The organism is Azospirillum sp. TSH64 (genome assembly GCF_003116035.1).
GTDB lineage: Bacteria > Pseudomonadota > Alphaproteobacteria > Azospirillales > Azospirillaceae > Azospirillum.
This window is the reverse complement of sequence record NZ_LGQW01000015.1, coordinates 6,891,872-6,909,839: the sequence shown is the minus strand read 5'-3', so window position 1 is coordinate 6,909,839 and position 17,968 is coordinate 6,891,872. Positions and strand designations below refer to the sequence as shown.

General features: G+C 68.3%; 15 protein-coding genes. 12 read left to right on the top strand and 3 right to left on the bottom strand.

All coding sequences use genetic code 11. From position 1 onward, the window contains the following. A partial coding sequence (locus TSH64_RS32420) for a urate hydroxylase PuuD (protein WP_109453249.1) occupies positions 1 to 820 on the bottom strand: 820 nt, incomplete at its 3' end. A gap of 297 nt (positions 821 to 1,117) precedes the next feature. Here TSH64_RS32420 and TSH64_RS32415 point away from each other — a divergent pair. The 7 genes from TSH64_RS32415 (at position 1,118) to TSH64_RS32385 (ending at position 10,050) form a co-directional block, all read left to right on the top strand. After that, the gene (locus tag TSH64_RS32415) at positions 1,118 to 1,705 is read left to right on the top strand and encodes a LysE family transporter (protein ID WP_199237718.1); all 588 of its coding nucleotides are present in this window, start codon (positions 1,118 to 1,120) and stop codon (positions 1,703 to 1,705) included. A gap of 106 nt (positions 1,706 to 1,811) precedes the next feature. After that, positions 1,812 to 3,311: a CHASE3 domain-containing protein gene (locus TSH64_RS32410; protein ID WP_109451342.1), complete on the top strand. Its 1,500-nt coding sequence runs from the start codon at positions 1,812 to 1,814 to the stop codon at positions 3,309 to 3,311. Next, on the top strand, positions 3,301 to 3,750 hold the full coding sequence (locus TSH64_RS32405; protein WP_109451340.1) for a response regulator: 450 nt from the start codon (positions 3,301 to 3,303) through the stop codon (positions 3,748 to 3,750). The genes TSH64_RS32410 and TSH64_RS32405 overlap by 11 nt, the downstream gene beginning before the upstream one ends. Further along, the gene (locus tag TSH64_RS32400; RefSeq protein ID WP_109451338.1) at positions 3,747 to 4,787 is read left to right on the top strand and encodes a response regulator; all 1,041 of its coding nucleotides are present in this window, start codon (positions 3,747 to 3,749) and stop codon (positions 4,785 to 4,787) included. Before TSH64_RS32405 ends, TSH64_RS32400 begins: the two co-directional genes overlap by 4 nt. A 165-nt stretch (positions 4,788 to 4,952) precedes the next feature. After that, a complete protein-coding gene (locus TSH64_RS32395) occupies positions 4,953 to 5,720 on the top strand; it encodes a TetR/AcrR family transcriptional regulator (RefSeq protein ID WP_109451336.1) in 768 nt (255 codons plus the stop codon). Between the two features lie 6 nt (positions 5,721 to 5,726). Beyond that, positions 5,727 to 6,965 (top strand): efflux RND transporter periplasmic adaptor subunit, encoded by a 1,239-nt coding sequence (locus tag TSH64_RS32390; RefSeq protein WP_247873272.1) that lies wholly within the window; start codon positions 5,727 to 5,729, stop codon positions 6,963 to 6,965. A 10-nt stretch (positions 6,966 to 6,975) separates the two neighbouring features. Next, positions 6,976 to 10,050, top strand: coding sequence for a multidrug efflux RND transporter permease subunit (locus tag TSH64_RS32385; protein ID WP_109451334.1), 3,075 nt, complete (start codon positions 6,976 to 6,978; stop codon positions 10,048 to 10,050). An 85-nt stretch (positions 10,051 to 10,135) separates the two neighbouring features. On the opposite strand, the gene TSH64_RS32380 is transcribed toward TSH64_RS32385, so the two are convergent. Then, positions 10,136 to 10,324 carry a hypothetical protein gene (locus TSH64_RS32380; protein ID WP_109050254.1) on the bottom strand — a complete coding sequence of 63 codons (189 nt, stop codon included), beginning with the start codon at positions 10,322 to 10,324 and terminating at the stop codon, positions 10,136 to 10,138. Between the two features lie 370 nt (positions 10,325 to 10,694). Between TSH64_RS32380 and TSH64_RS32375 the strand changes: the two genes are divergently transcribed. The 4 genes from TSH64_RS32375 to TSH64_RS32360 all read left to right on the top strand — a co-directional run bounded on the left by TSH64_RS32375 (position 10,695) and on the right by TSH64_RS32360 (position 15,334). Beyond that, the gene (locus TSH64_RS32375) at positions 10,695 to 11,546 is read left to right on the top strand and encodes a phosphate/phosphite/phosphonate ABC transporter substrate-binding protein (RefSeq protein WP_109451332.1); all 852 of its coding nucleotides are present in this window, start codon (positions 10,695 to 10,697) and stop codon (positions 11,544 to 11,546) included. Next, positions 11,543 to 14,281 (top strand): ATP-binding protein, encoded by a 2,739-nt coding sequence (locus TSH64_RS32370; RefSeq protein WP_109451330.1) that lies wholly within the window; start codon positions 11,543 to 11,545, stop codon positions 14,279 to 14,281. Before TSH64_RS32375 ends, TSH64_RS32370 begins: the two co-directional genes overlap by 4 nt. A 125-nt stretch (positions 14,282 to 14,406) precedes the next feature. Further along, a complete protein-coding gene (locus TSH64_RS32365) occupies positions 14,407 to 14,799 on the top strand; it encodes a hypothetical protein (protein WP_109453247.1) in 393 nt (130 codons plus the stop codon). 160 nt (positions 14,800 to 14,959) lie between these two features. Next, entirely contained in the window at positions 14,960 to 15,334 is a 375-nt protein-coding gene (locus TSH64_RS32360) for a response regulator (protein WP_109451328.1), read from the top strand. A gap of 40 nt (positions 15,335 to 15,374) precedes the next feature. Here the strand turns inward: TSH64_RS32360 and TSH64_RS32355 are convergent, their stop codons facing one another. Continuing rightward, positions 15,375 to 16,577, bottom strand: coding sequence for an NnrS family protein (locus TSH64_RS32355; RefSeq protein WP_109451326.1), 1,203 nt, complete (start codon positions 16,575 to 16,577; stop codon positions 15,375 to 15,377). Positions 16,578 to 16,709: 132 nt separating this feature from the next. Between TSH64_RS32355 and TSH64_RS32350 the strand changes: the two genes are divergently transcribed. Beyond that, the gene (locus TSH64_RS32350) at positions 16,710 to 17,957 is read left to right on the top strand and encodes a winged helix-turn-helix domain-containing protein (RefSeq protein WP_109451324.1); all 1,248 of its coding nucleotides are present in this window, start codon (positions 16,710 to 16,712) and stop codon (positions 17,955 to 17,957) included. Positions 17,958 to 17,968 lie beyond the last annotated feature (11 nt).

The following is a 17,968-nucleotide window of genomic DNA, read 5'->3' as shown; positions in this document are numbered from 1 at the left end:
CATGGCGGCTGTTGAAGAAATGGCGGATCGCCGTGCCGACCACCAGGACCAGCGCCACCATCACCCAGTTGTAGCGGGTGGAGCTGACCAGCGGGTAATGGTTGGACAGCATCAGGAAGACGACCGGCAGGGTCAGGTAGTTGTTGTGCAGCGAGCGCTGCTTGGCCTTCTTTCCCAGCGACGGATCCGGCGTCTCGCCGCGCAGCATGGCGGCCACCGTCTTGCGCTGGTTGGGGATGATCAGCATGAAGACGTTGCAGGCCATCATCGTCGCCATCAGGGCGCCGACCTGCAGCATGGCGCCGCGCCCGCTGAAGATCTTCGTCATGCCCCAGGCGGTCGCCACCAGCATGACGAAGCCGGCGACAGCCAACGCCCCGTCGTTGCGGCCGAGCGGCGACTTGCACATCAGGTCATAGGCGACCCAGCCCGCCACCAGCGCGCCGACGCTGATCGCCACCGCCTGCCAGTGACTGAGCGCCAGCACGTCCTGGTCGATCAAAAACAGGTCGGCGCCGCGGTAATACAGCACGCACATCAGGAAGAAGCCGCTGAGCCACGTCGCGTAGGATTCCCACTTGAACCAGGTCAGCTCCTCCGGCAGCTGCGGCGGGGCGACCATGTATTTGGTCATGTGGTAGAAGCCGCCGCCGTGAATTTGCCAGGCGTCGCCCGCCGTCCCGGCCGGCGCCCCGGTGCGCTTGCGCAGCGAGGCGTCGAGATGGATGAAATAGAAGGACGATCCGATCCAGGCGATGGCGGTGATGACGTGCAGCCACCGCGCCAGGGCGTTGATCCATTCCCACAGGATGGGCTCCATCGCGCGCACGCTCCTTCCGGTCAGGTCGATGGCTTGACTGTAAGGCCAGTGTGCAGCTGCGGAAAACCATTCGTCCGTCCCAACAGCTTCAAAAAATGACGAAAGATGGAGCTGCGGTTTCAAGCTCGCTGCCGAAGGGGTGCGGCCGCGGCAGTCACGATCATGGCGACGCCCTCAGCCATCCGCTCCATTAGGATACATAATGTGAAAGATTAAGATTATTCCATTCCTTAATTCCTCCGGCCGCTCTAACCAGACCTCGGGTCATCGGGTCGGGGGGTGGAGGAGATGCAAACCTTGAGCGGTCTCGCGCTTTTCGTGCTGGCGGCAACGATTTCTCCCGGCGGGGCCACGACGCTTGCCACCGCATCGGGCATGAATTTCGGCTATCGGGGATCGCTTCCGTTGATCGCCGGAATATCGCTCGGCCTCGCCGGCATGGCCGCCGCCGCCGCGGCCGGGATCGAGGGTATATTCGTTGCCGTGCCGGCGATACAGACGGCGGTCAAGATCGCGGGAACGGCTTATCTTCTCTGGCTGGCTTTTCAGCTGTCACGGACGGGTGCTCCGAAGACGACCGGATCGGTTGCCAAGCCGGCGAGCATCGCGGGCGGTGCCTGGCTTGTCCTGTACAATCCGAAGGGCTGGGCGATGACCACCGGAGCCGCCGCATCCTTCTCGTCGATTGGCGACGGTCCGGCCGAAGTTGCCGTTATTCTCGGTATCGCCTTCGGATGCTTCGCGTCGGTATCGCTGGCGGTCTGGTGCCTGGGCGGCCGGCTGCTCCGGCGTGTCCTGACCCGGGACCGGCATTGGAGAGCCCTCAACATCGCGCTGGCGCTTCTCCTGGTCGCATCGATCCTGCCGATCTGGATCGATCCATGACGGCAAATCCCCGGCCGCCGAAAGATCCGAGCCGTCAATCGATTGCCAACCCTCCTGCGAATTGGTAGAGGAAATAATTCTTCCTCGTACCGCACAGCTCTCCGCGATGCCCACGTCCGGCAGCACAGTCACCCGCCGTGCCCTTCTGATGCTGCTCGCCGCCGCCTTCGCGCTGCTGGCGATCATCGTGATGTCGGGGTGGCTGGCAGACAGCACTCAGCAATATTCCCGCTCGGTCAGCCGGATATCGTCCCTGCGCGTCGCCGCCGGGACCCTGCTCAGCCAGTTGCAGGATGCCGAGATCGGACAGCGCGGCTACCTGCTGACCGAGGACCGCCAGTATCTTAAGCCCTACGAGACGGCCGTCGCGGCGGTGGACGCCACCATCGCCCGGCTGCGCGAGCTGGCCGACGGCGATGCCGGCGAGCTGCGCATCCTCGACCATCTCGTCGATCTGGCTGCGGCCAAGCGGCAGGAGCTGGCGGAGACCATCGCCCTGATGGAGGCCGGACGCCGGGACGACTCGCTGGCCATCGTTCAGACCGGGCGCGGCATGAGGCTGATGGACGATGCCCGGCGCTCGCTCGCCGACCTGATCACCCCCGCCGATGCGCAGCTCGACACCCAGCTCCGCGCCCTGACCGGGCAGGCCAGGACATCGGGATGGGTGGCGATCCTGGGCGGCCTGTTCATCCTGCTGGTCGTCGGCGGTGCCGTGTGGATCGCGGTCGGCTACACGCGCGCCCTCATGCAGGCGCAGCGTGCGATCCAGGCCCTCAACGATTCCCTGGAACAGCGCGTGTCGGACCGCACCATGGAGTTGCAGCGGGCCAACGGCGAGATCCAGCGCTTCGCCTACATCGTCAGCCACGATCTGCGCGCGCCGCTGGTCAACGTGATGGGCTTCACCAGCGAGCTCGAAGCGGGGCTGGCCAGCGTAACCGCCGATCTCGATCGCCGACCGGCGGATGGCGACGACGCCACGGCGGCGGAGGCGCGGCGGGCGGTCGCCGAGGACATGCCGGAGGCCATCGGCTTCATCCGCACGTCGACGACGAAGATGGATCGTCTGATCAACGCCATCCTCGCCTTGTCGCGCCAGGGCAGCCGGACGCTGAACCCCGAACCCGTCTCCATGCAGGCTCTTGTGGAAGCCGTGGCCGCCAGCAACCGCCACCGGGCCGGCGAACTGGGCTGTGCCGTCGACATCGCCGGCCCGCTGCCGTCGCTCGTCTCCGACCGGCTCGCCCTGGAGCAGGTGTTCGGGAACCTGCTGGACAATGCGATCAAATATCTCGACCCCGCCCGGCCCGGCCGGATCGCCATCCGCGGACGGTCGGAAGCGGATTCGCTGATCTTCGAGGTCGCGGACAACGGCCGCGGAATTGCACCGCAGGATCACGAACGCATCTTCGAGCTGTTCCGCCGGTCCGGCGTGCAGGACCGTCCGGGAGAGGGAATCGGCCTCGCCTATGTCCGCACGCTCGTCCGGCGCCTGCAAGGCGATGTCACTGTCGATTCCGTTCCTGGACAGGGCAGTATCTTTCGCATAAGCCTTCCGAAAGTTCTTGCCCTGTCCCCGGAGAAGCCCGCTCATGAATCGTGACCCTCAATCGGTCTGCATCGTCATGATCGAGGACGACGAGGGACATGCCCGCCTGATCGAGAAGAACATCCGGCGGGCCGGCGTCACCAACGAGATCGTGCCCTTCACCGACGGCACCAGCGCCCTCGATTACCTGTTCGGTCCGGACGGAAGCGGACAGGCCAGCATGGGCCGGGCGCTTCTGATCCTGCTGGATCTGAACCTGCCGGACATGACTGGGGTCGATATCCTGTCCAGGCTCAAGGCGAACCCCCACACCAAGCGCTTCCCCGTCGTGGTGCTGACCACCACCGACGACCGGCAGGAAATCCAGCGCTGCTACGACATCGGCGCCAACGTCTACATCACCAAGCCGGTGAACTACGAAAGCTTCGCCACCGCGATCCGGCAGCTCGGTCTGTTCTTCTCCGTCATCCAGGTTCCCGAGGCGGAGGCATGACCGACCCGGCCATACGCATCCTCTACATCGACGACGACGTTGCCCTGGCCCGGCTGGTGCAGCGGAAACTCGAACGGCGCGGCTACGCGGTGGAGTGGGCGAAGGATGGCCGGGACGGGTTGGAGCGGCTTGAACAGGGCGGCATCGCGGTGGTCGGGCTGGACCACGAGATGCCGGGAGCGACCGGGTTGGACATACTGCCCGCCCTGCTGGCGCGCGAGAATGCCCCTCCGGTCATCTATGTCACCGGTGCCGGCGACACGCGGGTGGCCGTCGCGGCGCTGAAGGCCGGTGCTGACGACTATGTTCCCAAGGAGACCGGCGAGGGATTCTTCGATCTGCTGGCGGCGGCCATCGAGCAGGCGCTCGAAAAGGCCATTCTGCGCCGGGAACGGGAGCGCGCGGACCGGGAGATGCGCGCCGCACGGGACCGGGCGGAGCTGCTGCTGCGGGAGGTCAACCACCGGGTCGCCAACAGTCTGGCCCTGGTGGCGGCCTTCGTGCGGATGCAGCGGTCAAGCCTGTCCGATTCCATGGCCCGCACCGCCCTGGACGAGACCCAGCTGCGCATCACCGCGATCGCCGGCATCCACCGAAGCCTCTACACCTCCGACGACGTCCGCTCCGTCCGCTTCGACGCCTATCTGGAAACGCTGCTCGCCGAAATGCACACCGCCATGGCGTCCCAGCGCCCGGACAGCTTCGTCGTCGTCGCCGACGAGGTCTCCGTGCCGACCGACAAGGCCGTGTCCCTGGCGGTCATCGTGACCGAACTGGTCACGAACGCCTGCAAATACGCCTATCCCGACGGCCGGGCCGGCAGCATCCGCGTGCGGGCGACAGCTGCCGAAGGGCAGCTGTCGGTGAGCGTCGAGGATGACGGAGTCGGCTTCTCCGGCGACGATGCCCCCCAGGGAACCGGCCTCGGCACCCGCATCGTCCAGGCGATGGCGGCCAGCCTGGGGGCGCTGCTGCATCATGACCGTCAGCATGCCGGCACCCGGGTGACGCTGACGATGCCGCTGCAACCGCTCTGACCGCCGCAGACCGCTCCTGTCAGGGGCCGGGCAGGAGACCCTCGGCCATCCATCCAAACCCCATGGACAGGATGCCGCACCCAAGCTATATCTCCGCCGGCAAGGTGAGTAAGCACTCACTTATCACAAGCGACTGACCCGGCACCCTCCGATGGCCCCCTTCTGATGGCCCCGCGCCTCGACAGCCATGCCCGCAAGCGGGCGATCCTCGACGCCGCCTTGCCGCTGTTCGCACGCAAGGGCTTCGCCGCGACCACCACCAAGGAGATCGCGCAGGCCGCCGGCGTGTCGGAGGCGCTGATCTTCAAGCATTTCCCGTCCAAGGCCTCGCTCTACGAGTCGATCTTCCTCAGCTGCATCGACGGCGATCCGGAATATGAACGGCTGGTGGCGTTGCCGCCCAGCACCGGCACGCTGGTGCAGATGATCCAGGGGATGGTGAACTACTTCGTGATCGAGCTGCCGGCCGATCCCGACGAACGCGCCCGCCATCGCCTGTCGATCATCAGCCTGCTTGAAGACGGCGAGTTCATGCGGCAGGTTTTCGAGGGCATCCGCAGCCGCTTCCTGCCCTGCTTTGCCGCCTCCATCGAGGCCGCGACCGCCGCCGGCGACCTGCTGCCGGGTCCGGTCGATGCGGAGAACGGATTCTGGCTCGCCGAGCATCTTTGCGAGATGATGGCGACCGTCTGCCTGTCCGGCGGGGCCATCGTTCCTTATCCCTGCGGCCGTCCCGACCTTGCGCGCCAGACGATCTGGTTCATCCTGCGCGGGCTCGGCCTGCGTGACACCGCCATCGCCGCGCATGAAAGCGGCGGACGCTTTCCCTTCGTGCCTTCCCAGCCGCCGCCGGAGCCGCCGCCACATGGCGCAGCCAAGCCCATGAATGGCGCAGCCGAGAATGACGAACCCACACCCGAGAGACCGGAGTAGCCGATCGTGACCCTGGACCATTCGCCAAAGACCGAGACGTCATTCGGCCACCCGGCGTCCGAGCCGGGTCGCGGGGCGCCTCCCCCCACCTCGCCGCCGCGCAAGCCGGTGACGCGCGGGCGGCTGACCGTGCGCATCGTCATCACGCTGGTGATCCTGGGACTGCTGGGTGCGGGGCTGTACGGCTTCAACAGCTTCCGCGCCAAGGCCATCGCCGACTTCTTCGCCAACAACAAGCCGCCGCCCACCCCGGTGGCGCTGGCCGAGGCGACGGTGCAGACCATCCCGAAATACCTGACCGCCATCGGCACGCTCCAGGCGGCGCGTCAGGTGACGGTGGCCCCCGAAGTCGCCGGCCGCATCGACCGCATCCCCTTCGAATCGGGCGCCCGCGTCAAGGCCGGCGACCCGCTGGTGCAGCTGAACGACGCCACCGAGCAGGCCGACCTGCTGGCCCAGCGCGCCCAGGCGCGTCTGGCCGAGCTGAACCTGGAGCGCTACCGCGACCTGCGCCGCAGCCAGGCGACGCCCCAGAGCAACGTCGACCAGTATCAGGCGCAGCTCGACGAGACCAACGCCAACATGAAGCGCACCAGCGCGCTGATCGGCCAGAAGCTGATCAAGGCGCCGTTCGACGGCGAGCTGGGCATCCGGCAGGTCAATGTCGGCGACTACGTCAATCCCGGCGCCACCATCGTGACGCTGACCGACCTGTCGCAGCTCTACATCAACTTCACCCTGCCGGAGCAGAGCTTCACCAAGCTGTCGGTCGGCCAGGGCGTGCTGATCAACGTCGACGCCCTGCCGGGCCGCGATTTCGAGGCGAAGATCACCACCATCGAGCCGCAGGTCAGCGCCGACACCCGGGCCGTCAAGGTGCAGGCCACCATGGACAACCGTGAGCGCCAGCTGCGGCCGGGCATGTTCGCCAATGTCCGCGTCGTCCTGCCGCCGCAGCCCAACACGCTGACCGTTCCGGAAACCGCGGTCGACTACACGGTCTACGGCGATTCGGTCTTCGTCGCCCAATCGCAGAAGACCCAGGACGGCAAGGAGCAGCTGGTGGTGGAGCGCAAGCCGGTCAAGGTCGGCGACCGCCTCGCCAACCGCGTGGAGATCCGCAGCGGCATCAACCCCGGCGACCGCGTCGTGGTGTCGGGCCAGCTGAAGCTCGCCAACGGCGCGGCCGTGGTCCCGGCGGAGAAGAATCCGCTGACCCCGCCGCAGACCCTGCCGCAGAACTGAGGCCGACGCCATGGGCAGTTTCACCGATATCTTCATCCGCCGGCCGGTCCTGTCGCTCGTGGTCAGCCTGCTGATCCTGCTGGTCGGGGCCCGCGCGCTGCTGGAGCTGCCGATCCGGCAGTATCCGCAGTTGCAGAACACGGTCATCACCGTGACCACCAGCTATCCCGGCGCCTCGCCGGAGCTGATGCAGGGCTTCATCGCCACGCCGATCGAACAGGCGGTCTCCTCGGCCGAGGGCCTCGACTATCTGACCTCCTCCTCCACCCAGGGGCAGAGCGTCGTCACCGCCTATGTCCGGCTGAACTTCGACCCCAACGTCGCGATGACCGACGTGATGGCAAAGGTGCAGCAGGTCAAATACCAGCTGCCACGCGAGGCCAACGACCCGGTCATCCTGAAATCGACCGGCGAGACCACCTCGATCCTCTATATGGGCTTCTCCAGCCCCGAATTGTCGGGAGCGGCGATCTCCGACTACCTGACGCGCGTGGTGCAGCCGGTGCTGTCCACGGTGGAGGGCGTCGCCCGCGCCCAGATTCTGGGCGGCCAGACCTTCGCCATGCGGCTGTGGCTCGACCCGGTCAAGATGGCGGCGCGCAACATCTCGCCGGCCGACGTCTCGGCGGCGGTGGCCGCCAACAACTACCAGTCGGCCCCCGGCCAGACCAAGGGCGTCTTCGTCATCTCCAACGTCACCGCCAACACCGGCCTGACCGACGTTGAGCAGTTCCGCGACATGGTGGTGAAGGCCAAGGACGGGGCGCTGGTGCGCATGCGCGACATCGCCACGGTCGAACTCAGCTCCAAGAGCTTCGACGCCAGCGTGGCGATGAACGGGCAGCAGGCGATCTTCATCGGCATCGACAGCACCCCCACCGGCAACCCGCTGAACATCGTCGCCGACATCCGCAAGATGGAGCCGGAGCTGCGGCGCAACCTGCCGCCCAACATGAACATGGAGATCGTCTACGACAGCACCCGCTTCATCCAGGCCTCCATCGACGAGGTGGTGAAGACGCTGCTGGAGGCGGTCGCCATCGTCATCGTCGTCATCTTCCTGTTCCTCGGCAGCCTGCGCTCGGTTCTGATCCCGGTGGTGACGATTCCGCTGTCCATCGTCGGTGCGGCCACCTTCATGCTGGCTTTGGGATTCTCGCTGAACCTGCTGACGCTGCTGGCGATGGTGCTCGCCATCGGCCTCGTGGTCGACGACGCCATCGTGGTGGTGGAGAACATCCACCGGCATATCGAGCACGGCAAGTCGAAGGTCGCCGCGTCGCTGATCGGCGCCCGCGAGATCATCGGGCCGGTCATCTCGATGACCATCACGCTGGCGGCGGTCTACGCCCCCATCGGCCTGCTCGGCGGCCTGACCGGCGCGCTGTTCCGCGAATTCGCCTTCACGCTGGCCGCGTCGGTGATCGTGTCGGGTGTGGTGGCGCTGACCCTGTCGCCGATGATGTGCTCCGTCATCCTGAAGGAGGGGGAGCCGGGCCGCTTCGCCGCCTTCCTCGACCGCCAGTTCGAACGGCTGGCGGGCTGGTACGAGCGGCGGCTGCACGGCATGCTCGACTATCGCGCCGCGACCCTGCTGTTCGCGGTCGGCATCCTGCTGTCGGTCGGCTACCTGTTCGCCAACACCATGTCGGAACTGGCGCCGGAAGAGGACCAGGGCATCCTGTTCGGCATCTCCAAGGGGCCGCAATACGCCAACCTCGACTACATCGACAGCTTCGGCAAGCAGATCGACGAGACCTTCGCCGCCTTCCCGGAGACCGACACCCGCTTCATCCTGACCGGCCTGCCCACCCTCAACCAGGGCTTCGCCGGCATGATCCTGAAGCCGTGGGGCGAGCGCAAGCGGTCGGCCAAGGAGCTGCAGCCGCTGGCCCAGGCCGAGCTTGGCAAGGTGACGGGCATCAACGTGTTCCTGGTGTCGCCGCCGGCCCTGCCCGGCTCGACCGGCGGCCTGCCGGTGCAGATGGTGATCTCCAGCCCCGGCGACTACCGCACCATCTTCGACGCCATCGAGCGGATCAAGGACGCCGCTACCAAGAGCGGCATGTTCATCGTCACCGACAGCGACCTGCAATACGACAGCCCGGTCGTCCGGCTGAAGATCGACCGCGCCAAGGCCGCCGATCTCGGACTGACCATGCAGTCGGTGTCGAGCACGCTGTCGGTGCTGGTCGGCGGCAACTACGTCAACCGCTTCAACCTGAACGGCCGCTCCTACGAGGTCATTCCCCAGGTGCCGCGGGCCGAGCGCCTGACTCCTGAGTCGCTGACCAACTACTACGTCACCTCCGGTTCGGGCGCCCAGATCCCGTTGTCGACCGTGGTGTCGGTGGAAACCGCGGTGGAGCCCAACGCGCTGAACAAGTACAACCAGCTGCCCTCGGCCACCTTCTCCGCCGTGCCGATGCCGGGCGTCTCGATGGGTCAGGTCGTCGAGTTCCTGGAGGAGCAGGCGCGCACCCAGCTGCCGGCCGGCTTCAACCACGCCTACCTGTCGGAGTCGCGCCAGTTCGTGACGGAGGGCAGCCAGCTGATGGTCACCTTCGCCTTCGCGCTGATCGTGATCTATCTGGTGCTGGCCGCGCAGTTCGAATCGCTGCGCGACCCGCTGGTCATCCTGGTGTCGGTGCCGATGTCGATCTGCGGCGCGCTGCTGCCGCTGTTCTTCGGCGTCGCCACCATGAACATCTACACCCAGGTCGGTCTGGTGACCTTGATCGGCCTGATCTCCAAGCACGGCATCCTGCTGGTGGAGTTCGCCCGCGAGATGCAGCTCAATGAGGGCGTCGACCGCCGCACCGCCATCGAGCATGCCGCCCGCGTCCGCCTGCGCCCGATCCTGATGACCACGGCGGCGATGGTGGTCGGCCTGCTGCCGCTGCTGACCGCGGCGGGTGCCGGTGCGGCCAGCCGCTTCTCCATCGGTCTGGTCATCGTGTCGGGCATGCTGATCGGCACGCTGTTCACCCTGTTCGTCCTGCCGGCCGTCTACACCCTGCTGGCCAAGGACCACTACGCCGCCTCGCGCTCCAACCGGGCGGAGCAGCTGCGCAGCACGACCTGACGCGCCGTCGGGCATCCTTCGACGAAACAGGCCCCTCCCGACCGGGAGGGGCCTGTTTTCGTTCGGAGCTTTCTTTCGGGACCTCTCACCCCGCCAGTTCCGCCGGCACCGGCAGATCCTCGCCCTCCTCGCGGCGGAGCATCCAGATCATCCAGCGTTCCGTGTGGATCAGCAGGCGCCGGGTCTCGACGCTGTCGCAGCCGCGGCTGTGGCTGCGCAGGAGGCGGATGGCGCGGCAGATGGCGGACTGCGGGTCCTGGGCTCGTTCCGGCACGGGCGGGGTCCTCGGTGGCTGTGCGGGGGTTGATGCGGGCTCTCCGACACATAGCGGACCGGTCCGCAACCAAAGCGTGATCTTTCTTGGCTTCGTGCAGAATCCTGTCCGGCCGCCGTTCCAAAGTTGCGCACCTCCGCCGGAATGATGCGGGGTGTGACGGTCAAAGGTTCAAGGAGCGCCGCCAGCAGCGGGTGTTGGCCGGTTCATGCCCGGCAAAGGCCACCCTGTGCGCTCTTGCCCCTACCTGCGGCATTTATCGAATGTTATATCTTTCGTCCTAGACCACCGCTCGGGCCGCCGCCGTCACGAATGCTGTCCGTCCAAGCGCCGGCATTTCAAACCTGCAGTCCGTAGGGAGCCGAAAGCCATGACCAAGCGACCGTTCGTCCGCCTCGCCGCGCTCTGTTCCGCCGTGCTGTGCGGCCTGGCGGCCACCGCGCCGCTTCCGGCTCTGGCGGAGGAGCAGGCGTTCCGCATCGGCATCGCCCCGCACACCAGCGCCCGCGTCATCATCGAACAGTACCAGCCCGTCCGCCGCGCGGTGGAGGCGGCGCTGGGCCGGCCGGTGGAGATCGTGACGGCGCCCGACTTCACCGCCTTCGCCCGCCGCGCGGTCGAGCAGGACTACGACATCGCCGTGACCACCGGCCATCAGGCGGAGATGCTGCGCAAGGATGCCGGCTACCTGCCGCTGCTGACCTACAAATCGGACTTCCGCGCCGTGCTGGTGACGGCGGCCAAGGGTCCCTACCGGACGGTCCAGTCGCTGGCCGGCACCACCGTGCTGGGGCTCAGCCCATCGTCGCTGGTCACCCTGTGGGGCCAGCACTGGCTGGCCGAGCAGAAGCTGCCCAACATCCAGCTCCGCTATGTCAGCGCCGCGGACAGCGTGGCCCAGCTGATCCTGGCCGGCGACGCGTCGGCCGGCTTCATGTCGCTGGCCAACCGCGCCAAGCTGGCGCCGGAGGTGCAGGCCCAGCTGTCCACCGTCGCCGAAAGCCGGTCGATGGCCGGGCGCGTCTATATGCTGAACGGCAAGCAGGCCACCCTGGCCGAGCCGCTGCGCAAGGCGCTGTTCGCCTTCGGCGAAACCGCGGAGGGCCGGACCTATTTCGACGCCAACCAACTGGGCGGCTACCGCCCGGTCACCGACGAGGAGCTGGAGGCGATGGAGCCGCTGGCCGACGAGGTCCGGAGCGTCCTGAAGGCCGGGAAATGATCCTGTCCCGTCTGGCGCCCTGGAAGACGCTGCGCGGGCGCATGCTGGCCGCCGCCATGGCGGTCGAGGCGATCATGCTGACCCTGCTGGTCGCCAACAGCGTGCGCCTGCTCTACGGCAGCCTCGCCGAACAGGCCAAGCTGCATGCCGAACAGGTGGCGCCGGTGCTGAACGCCGCCCTGGTGGCGCCGCTGGCCCAGCGCGACTATGCGACCCTGCAGGCGGTGCTGGACGAAAGCCGCTCCACCGGCGGCGTGCTCTATCTCGCCGTCGCCGACAGCAAGGGCAAGCTGGTGGCGACCAGCGGCTGGCCGCAGGACCGCAGCCTGCCCGCTCCCGACCCGACGCTGACGCTGGACGCCAAGGACGGCGTCGCCCGCTACGACGTGACGGTGCCGGTGTCGCTGGCCGGGCAGAAGCTGGGCACGGTGCAGTTCGGCCTGGAGCTGGCCCACATCGTCCAGGCCCGGCGCGACCTGCTGACCCAGGGCATCGCCATCGCCCTGTCGGAGATCCTGCTGTCGGCCGGGCTGCTGACCCTGCTCGGCCTGTGGCTGACCCGCCATCTGGCGGCGCTGGCGCGGGCCAGCGAACGGGTGGCGGCCGGCGATTACAGCCCGCCGGCACTGGCGGAAGGCGACGACGACATCGGCCGGCTGGGGGCCGCCTTCAACACCATGTCCCACGCCATCAAGGAGCGCGTCGACCAGCTGACCGTGGCGCTGGACGAGCAGGAGGCGCTCGCCCGCGACATGGAGCAGGAACGCGCCCGCCTGTCGGCCCTGCTGTCGGCGATGGATTTCGGCGTGCTGTTCGTCGGCGCCGACGGGCGCATCGCCTATGCCAACCCGGCCTTCTCCGCCCTGTTCGCCATTGCCGAAGCGCCGGTCGGTCATCGGCTGGACGAGACGCTTGCCAATGCCGGCAACGCCCCCAGCGACACCGACCACACGCTGCTGTCGGCGGTGGACGGCGACGAGCGGCGCGAGATGACGCTGACCGACGGGCGCATCGTCAGCTGGCACAATGTGCCGGTGCGCAATGCTGCCGGGACCGCCATCGGCAAGCTGTGGCTGTGCATCGACGTGACCGAGCCGCGGCGCGCCGCCGAACAGCTGCTCCAGGCCAAGGAGAAGGCGGAAGCCGCCAGCCGGTCGAAGACCGAATTCCTGGCGACCGTCAGCCACGAGCTGCGCACCCCGATGAACGGCGTGCTGGGCAACCTGACCCTGCTGGCCGATGCCTCGCTGCCGGCGAAGGAGAAGCGGCTGGCCGACGTCGCCCGCCGGTCGGCCGAAACGCTGCTGCGGCTGTTGGACGACATCCTGGACCTGTCGAAGCTGGAGGCCCGGCGCATCGACCTGGAGGAGGCCGACTGCGCCCTGCCCCAGCTGATCGACGGCGTGCTGGAGGTGCTGCGCCCCAATGCCACCGACAAGGGGCTGGACCTGTCGGCCCGGCTTATGCCGTCGGTGCCGGAGGTGATCGTCACCGACCCGGCCCGGCTGCGCCAGATCCTGTTCAATCTGGTCGGCAACGCGGTGAAATTCACCGAAGAGGGCCACATCGCCGTGCGGGTGCGCCGGCTGGACCGGGATCCTGCCGAGTTCGCTCCCCAGGGCCGCCCGGACTCCTTCCTGCTGGAGTTCGAGGTGGAGGACACCGGCATCGGCATCGCGCCCGATTCGGTGCCGACCCTGTTCGACCGCTTCACCCAGGCCGACAGCTCGATCACCCGGCGCTATGGCGGCACCGGGCTGGGGCTGGCGATCTGCCGCGACCTCTGCCTGCTGATGGGCGGCAGCATCGCCGTCGACACCGCTCCCGGCCGCGGCAGCGTCTTCCGCTTCACCATCGTCGCCGGTCCCGGCGATCCGTCGGCGCTGCGCCGCGTCGATGCCGGCCACGGAACCAGCCTGGGCGAGGCCGCGCGCGTCGCCGCCTTGCCGCCGCTGCGCGTGCTGGCGGTCGACGACATCGAGGTGAACCGCGACATCGTCCGCGGCATCCTGGAACGCGCCGGCCACAGCGTGGCGCTGGCCGCCAGCGGCAGCGAGGCGGTGCGCATGGTCCGCGACCAGCCCTTCGACCTCGTGCTGATGGACATACAGATGCCGGGCATGGACGGGCTGACCGCCACCCGCCGCGTGCGCGACCTCCCCGGAGACAGGGGCAGCGTGCCAATCCTGGCGCTGACCGCCCATGCGTCGGGCAGCTCGCGGCCGGAATGCCTGTCGGCCGGAATGAACGGCTTCGTCACCAAGCCCTTGCGTCCCGCCCTGCTCTTCGCCGAAATGGCTTCGGTGCTGGGCAAGGGCGATGGCGGGAACAGCCCGCCCCCCACCCCGGAACAGGCCGCTCCCGAATCCCCGTCTCAGAAGGCTGACATGACCGCTATCCCGGACGCCGACCTGCTGGACGAAGAACAGGTATCGCTGCTGCTGGAGGTGCTGACGGCCGACGACTGGGCCGCCTCCATCGCCGGCTTCACCGAGAATGGCCGCAAGACCATCGATGGCCTGGTCGCCCAGGCGCGCGCCGGAGAGCCGCACAACCGCACCGCCCACACGCTGAAGGGCACTTCGCTCAATCTCGGCGCCGCCGCCCTCGGTCTGTTGGCGAAGGAGTTGGAACACGCCCCCGCCGCCGCGGTTCTGGAACAGGAAGGGCGTCTCTACGAGCTGCTCGACCGCTCGCTCGCAGCATTGGCCGCACGCACGCCCATGAACGTCTGAACGGATAAGCCGACGGTTGGACAGCACCCATCAGGCAATGGCGGCTTCCACATTCGGACAGGTGGTCGCGGCACAAAAGCCTCCCTGAAGCGTTGATCCATCAGGACAACGACCAGAGAGGCACCATGAGCGAGCTTGCGGACGATCTCGACCAATGGACCGGCACGCGGTCCGGGGTGAGGATTGACCGGGTGCGGCCGGCGGTTCGCCAGGCGATGACCGCGGCCGGCTTCACGCCGATGGATTTGGGCGACGGCAGCCATGCCTGGTATCGCCGGTCCGACGACGGCACCCATGCGATGATTTCGCACAACAACGCGCTGGACGGCGACCCGGCGCTCAAGGACTGGATCGTCGGCCAGTATGGCGAGCGCGGCGGCTTCGTCGAGGTCGGCGGCCTGCCCCTGGCCCGCGCGCTGCAAGGGGCGGACGTGCTGCCATCGCCGGTTAGGCCGGACGGATCGCTGGTCGAGGCGCTCTACCCCTCCCTCCAACAGGCACTTGATGATCTGGGGTGATAGTCCAGCCCGAGCTTGCGGATGGCCCAATGGGCGATGACCAAGGTCGGGGTGGACAAGCGGACGGCTGAACGGAAAAGCTCACGCCGGTTGCCGGATGGGATCGCGACCCCCATCTGTCCGCCGACCACCGCTTTGACCAGCAGCGAGCCGCCTGTCCATGGAAGCCGACCGATCCAAGCCCTTGCGCATCCTGCTCGTCGAAGACGAACCGCTGGTGGCCATGGCCATCGAGGATTCGCTGGAAGTCCAGAATGTCGTCGTCGTCGGCCCCGCCGGCACGGTGGCGGAGGCGCTGGACCTGATCGCCGAGGGCGGCATCGACGCCGCCCTGCTGGACGTCACCCTGCGCGGTGAGCGCGTCGACAGCGTCGCCGACGCTCTGGGCGCCAAGGGCATCCCCTTCGTCTTCACCACCGGCCATGGCGCCGCCGGCCTGCCGAAGAGCCATCAGGCCCGCCCGGTCCTGACCAAGCCCTTCCGCGAGGTCGAGATGACCGACGCCATCGACCGCTATTTCCGCGGCGGGGCGTAACGCCCCGCCCCACTGCACCTTGTCCGTCCTGCTAAGCCCGTCAGCCCGGCCGCCCATCGGCCCGCGGCGCCAGCAGGACCGGGGCATAGGCGACGAGGTAGAGGGCGAAGGCGGCGACCCAGGCATAGCCCGACCATTGCAGCGCCCCCCACACCCAGTCCACCGGCAGCAGCGGCGAGGCGGTGCGGCCGGCCGCGGCGAGCGTCAGCAACACATAGGCGGCGACCGTCGCCCGCGACACCGTCAGCGGCCGTCCGGTGTGGCCGAGCGAGGCGCGGCTCATCACCGCCAGGATCAGCGTGGCGAAGGCACCGACCGTCATCGCATGGGTTCCCGAAGCAGCGGGCAGCCCGGCCAGGGCATGCAGCCCACGCAAGGTCAGCGCCACCGGCACCCACAGATAGCCGACATGCAGGATCCACAGGATCGGCGAGCGCCAAGCCTTCCAGCCCTGCCAACCGGCCAGCCGCACGGCATGGGCCACCGCGGCGGCAAGCGCGATCGATCCGGTGACCGCCGACTCCGGGGCCAGCATCGTCGCCGGGATCAGCGCCAGCGTCAGAACCAGCGTCGGCCGCTCCACCATCGGCCAGGACCGCACGCCGAGGCCGTCCTTGCCGAGCCCGTTGCGGGTGAAGGCCGGCAGGATGCGCCCGCCGATCACCGTCACCATCATCAGGACGATGCCGAGCCCCAGCGCAAAGCCGGCATCCGCCCCGCCGTCCAGCATCTCCAGCCAGTCCAGATGGATCAGCAGGTTGGCGGCGGTCAGCAACCCGATCAGGATCAGGAAGGCGCTGTTCCGCCACTTGCCCGCCTTCACCAGCGGCCGGGCGAGCGCGATGCCGAGTCCCGGCAGGAAGGCGACATCGATCACCGCCGCCACCGGTTCCGGCATGCCGGTCCAGGGGAACACGGCGACGCGGCCGGCGATCCACAGTGCTGCGAGAGCCATCAGCGGCGCGCCGGAGACCGCCCTGGTCCCCGTCCAGCTCGGCACCGCGGTCAGCAGGAAGCCGGCGATGGCGGCCACCACCATGCCGAACAGCATCTCATGCGCATGCCAGGCGCTGGCGCCCGCCGCATGGTCCGGCCATTCGCCGGTCACCAGCACGCCCAGCCAGGCGGCCAGCAGCCCGACCGCGGCCACGCCGCTGAACAGGAAGAAGAAGCGGAAGCCATACTGGAACAGGATCGGGATGGCGGGGCCGTCGTCACGGCCGGCAAGACTGGGGGAGGACATGGACAGGAACTCCGCAGGACGGGTGCTGCAATGCAGGATGACCGTCAGCCTGCGCCCCGTGCCGTCACGCCGCCTTGACGAAAATCAAACGCATTCTCAAGCTGGCGTCCCATCCAACCTCCCTCCGTACCCATGCCCCGTCCAGACAGCCTGTCCCTGCGCGAGGCGCGCCGCGTCGCCATCGCCGCCCAGGGTTTCCCCAACAGCACCGCCGTCGCCACCGATGCCGCCGACACCGACACGGTCGAAGCCCGCCATGCCCGGCGCCTGATCGGGCGGCTGGGGCTGGTGCAGATCGATTCCGTCAATGTGCTGATCCGTTCCCATTACCTGCCGCTCTTCTCGCGGCTCGGTCCCTACGAGGCGGCTCTGCTCGACCGGCTGGCCTATGGCGGCAGGCGGCGGGCGCTGTTCGAATATTGGGGCCACGAGGCCTCCCTGATCCCGGTGGAGCAGCAGCCGCTGTTCCGCTGGCGCATGGCGCGGGCCGAACGCGGCGAGGGGACCTATGGCGAACTGGCGCGCTTCGCCGTCGAACGCCGTCCCTACATCGAGTCGGTTCTGGCGGAGGTGGCGTCACGCGGGCCGATGGGAGCGTCCGAACTCAGCGAGGCCGGGCGCGGCGCCGGCGGCTGGTGGGGGTGGAGCGACGGCAAGCGGGCGCTGGAGTACCTGTTCTGGGCCGGCCTCGTCACCACCGCCGGCCGGCGCGGGTTCGAGCGGCTCTACGACCTGCCGGAGCGGGTGCTGCCCGCCGCCGTGCTCGACACCCCCACCCCGGAGGAGGCGGAGGCCCAGCGCGCCCTGCTGCGCATCGCCGCCCGCGCCCATGGCGTGGCGACCGAGCGCGACCTGCGCGATTACCACCGTCTGGACGTCGCCGACGCCCGCCTGCGCATCGCCGAACTGGTGGAGGGCGGCGAGTTGCTGCCGGTGACGGTGGAGGGCTGGGACCGCATCGCCTACGTCACCCCCGACCTACGCATCCCGCGCAAGGCGGCGTCCCGCGCCCTGCTCTCCCCCTTCGATTCGCTGATCTGGGAGCGGCAGCGCACCGAACGGCTGTTCGGCGCCCGCATCCGGCTGGAGATCTACACCCCCGCCCACAAGCGCGAGCATGGCTATTACGTCCTGCCCTTCCTGATGGACGAGCGCATCGCCGCCCGTGTCGACCTGAAATCCGACCGCAAGGCCGGCACCCTGCTGGTCCAGGCCGCCCACGGCGAACCGCATGCCCAGGCCGATGCCGTCGCCCCGGCCCTGGCGGCGGAACTGGGCCGGCTTGCCGGCTGGCTGGGGCTGGAGCGGGTGACGGTGGTCGGCGCCGGCGATCTGGCGCCGGCCTTGGCGGGGGTGTTGGGCGAGGCTCAGGCATACTGAAGCCGACTCCG

Excerpts from the sequence above, each read along its gene's own strand:
- TSH64_RS32385 (WP_109451334.1), top strand. The coding sequence starts at position 6,976 with ATGGGCAGTTTCACCGATATCTTCATCCGCCGGCCGGTCCTGTCGCTC.
- TSH64_RS32350 (WP_109451324.1), top strand. The coding sequence starts at position 16,710 with ATGCCCCGTCCAGACAGCCTGTCCCTGCGCGAGGCGCGCCGCGTCGCC.
- TSH64_RS32410 (WP_109451342.1), top strand. The coding sequence starts at position 1,812 with ATGCCCACGTCCGGCAGCACAGTCACCCGCCGTGCCCTTCTGATGCTG.
- TSH64_RS32360 (WP_109451328.1), top strand. The coding sequence starts at position 14,960 with ATGGAAGCCGACCGATCCAAGCCCTTGCGCATCCTGCTCGTCGAAGAC.
- TSH64_RS32395 (WP_109451336.1), top strand. The coding sequence starts at position 4,953 with ATGGCCCCGCGCCTCGACAGCCATGCCCGCAAGCGGGCGATCCTCGAC.
- TSH64_RS32370 (WP_109451330.1), top strand. The coding sequence starts at position 11,543 with ATGATCCTGTCCCGTCTGGCGCCCTGGAAGACGCTGCGCGGGCGCATG.
- TSH64_RS32405 (WP_109451340.1), top strand. The coding sequence starts at position 3,301 with ATGAATCGTGACCCTCAATCGGTCTGCATCGTCATGATCGAGGACGAC.
- TSH64_RS32400 (WP_109451338.1), top strand. The coding sequence starts at position 3,747 with ATGACCGACCCGGCCATACGCATCCTCTACATCGACGACGACGTTGCC.
- TSH64_RS32375 (WP_109451332.1), top strand. The coding sequence starts at position 10,695 with ATGACCAAGCGACCGTTCGTCCGCCTCGCCGCGCTCTGTTCCGCCGTG.
- TSH64_RS32355 (WP_109451326.1), bottom strand. The coding sequence starts at position 16,577 with ATGTCCTCCCCCAGTCTTGCCGGCCGTGACGACGGCCCCGCCATCCCG.
- TSH64_RS32365 (WP_109453247.1), top strand. The coding sequence starts at position 14,407 with ATGAGCGAGCTTGCGGACGATCTCGACCAATGGACCGGCACGCGGTCC.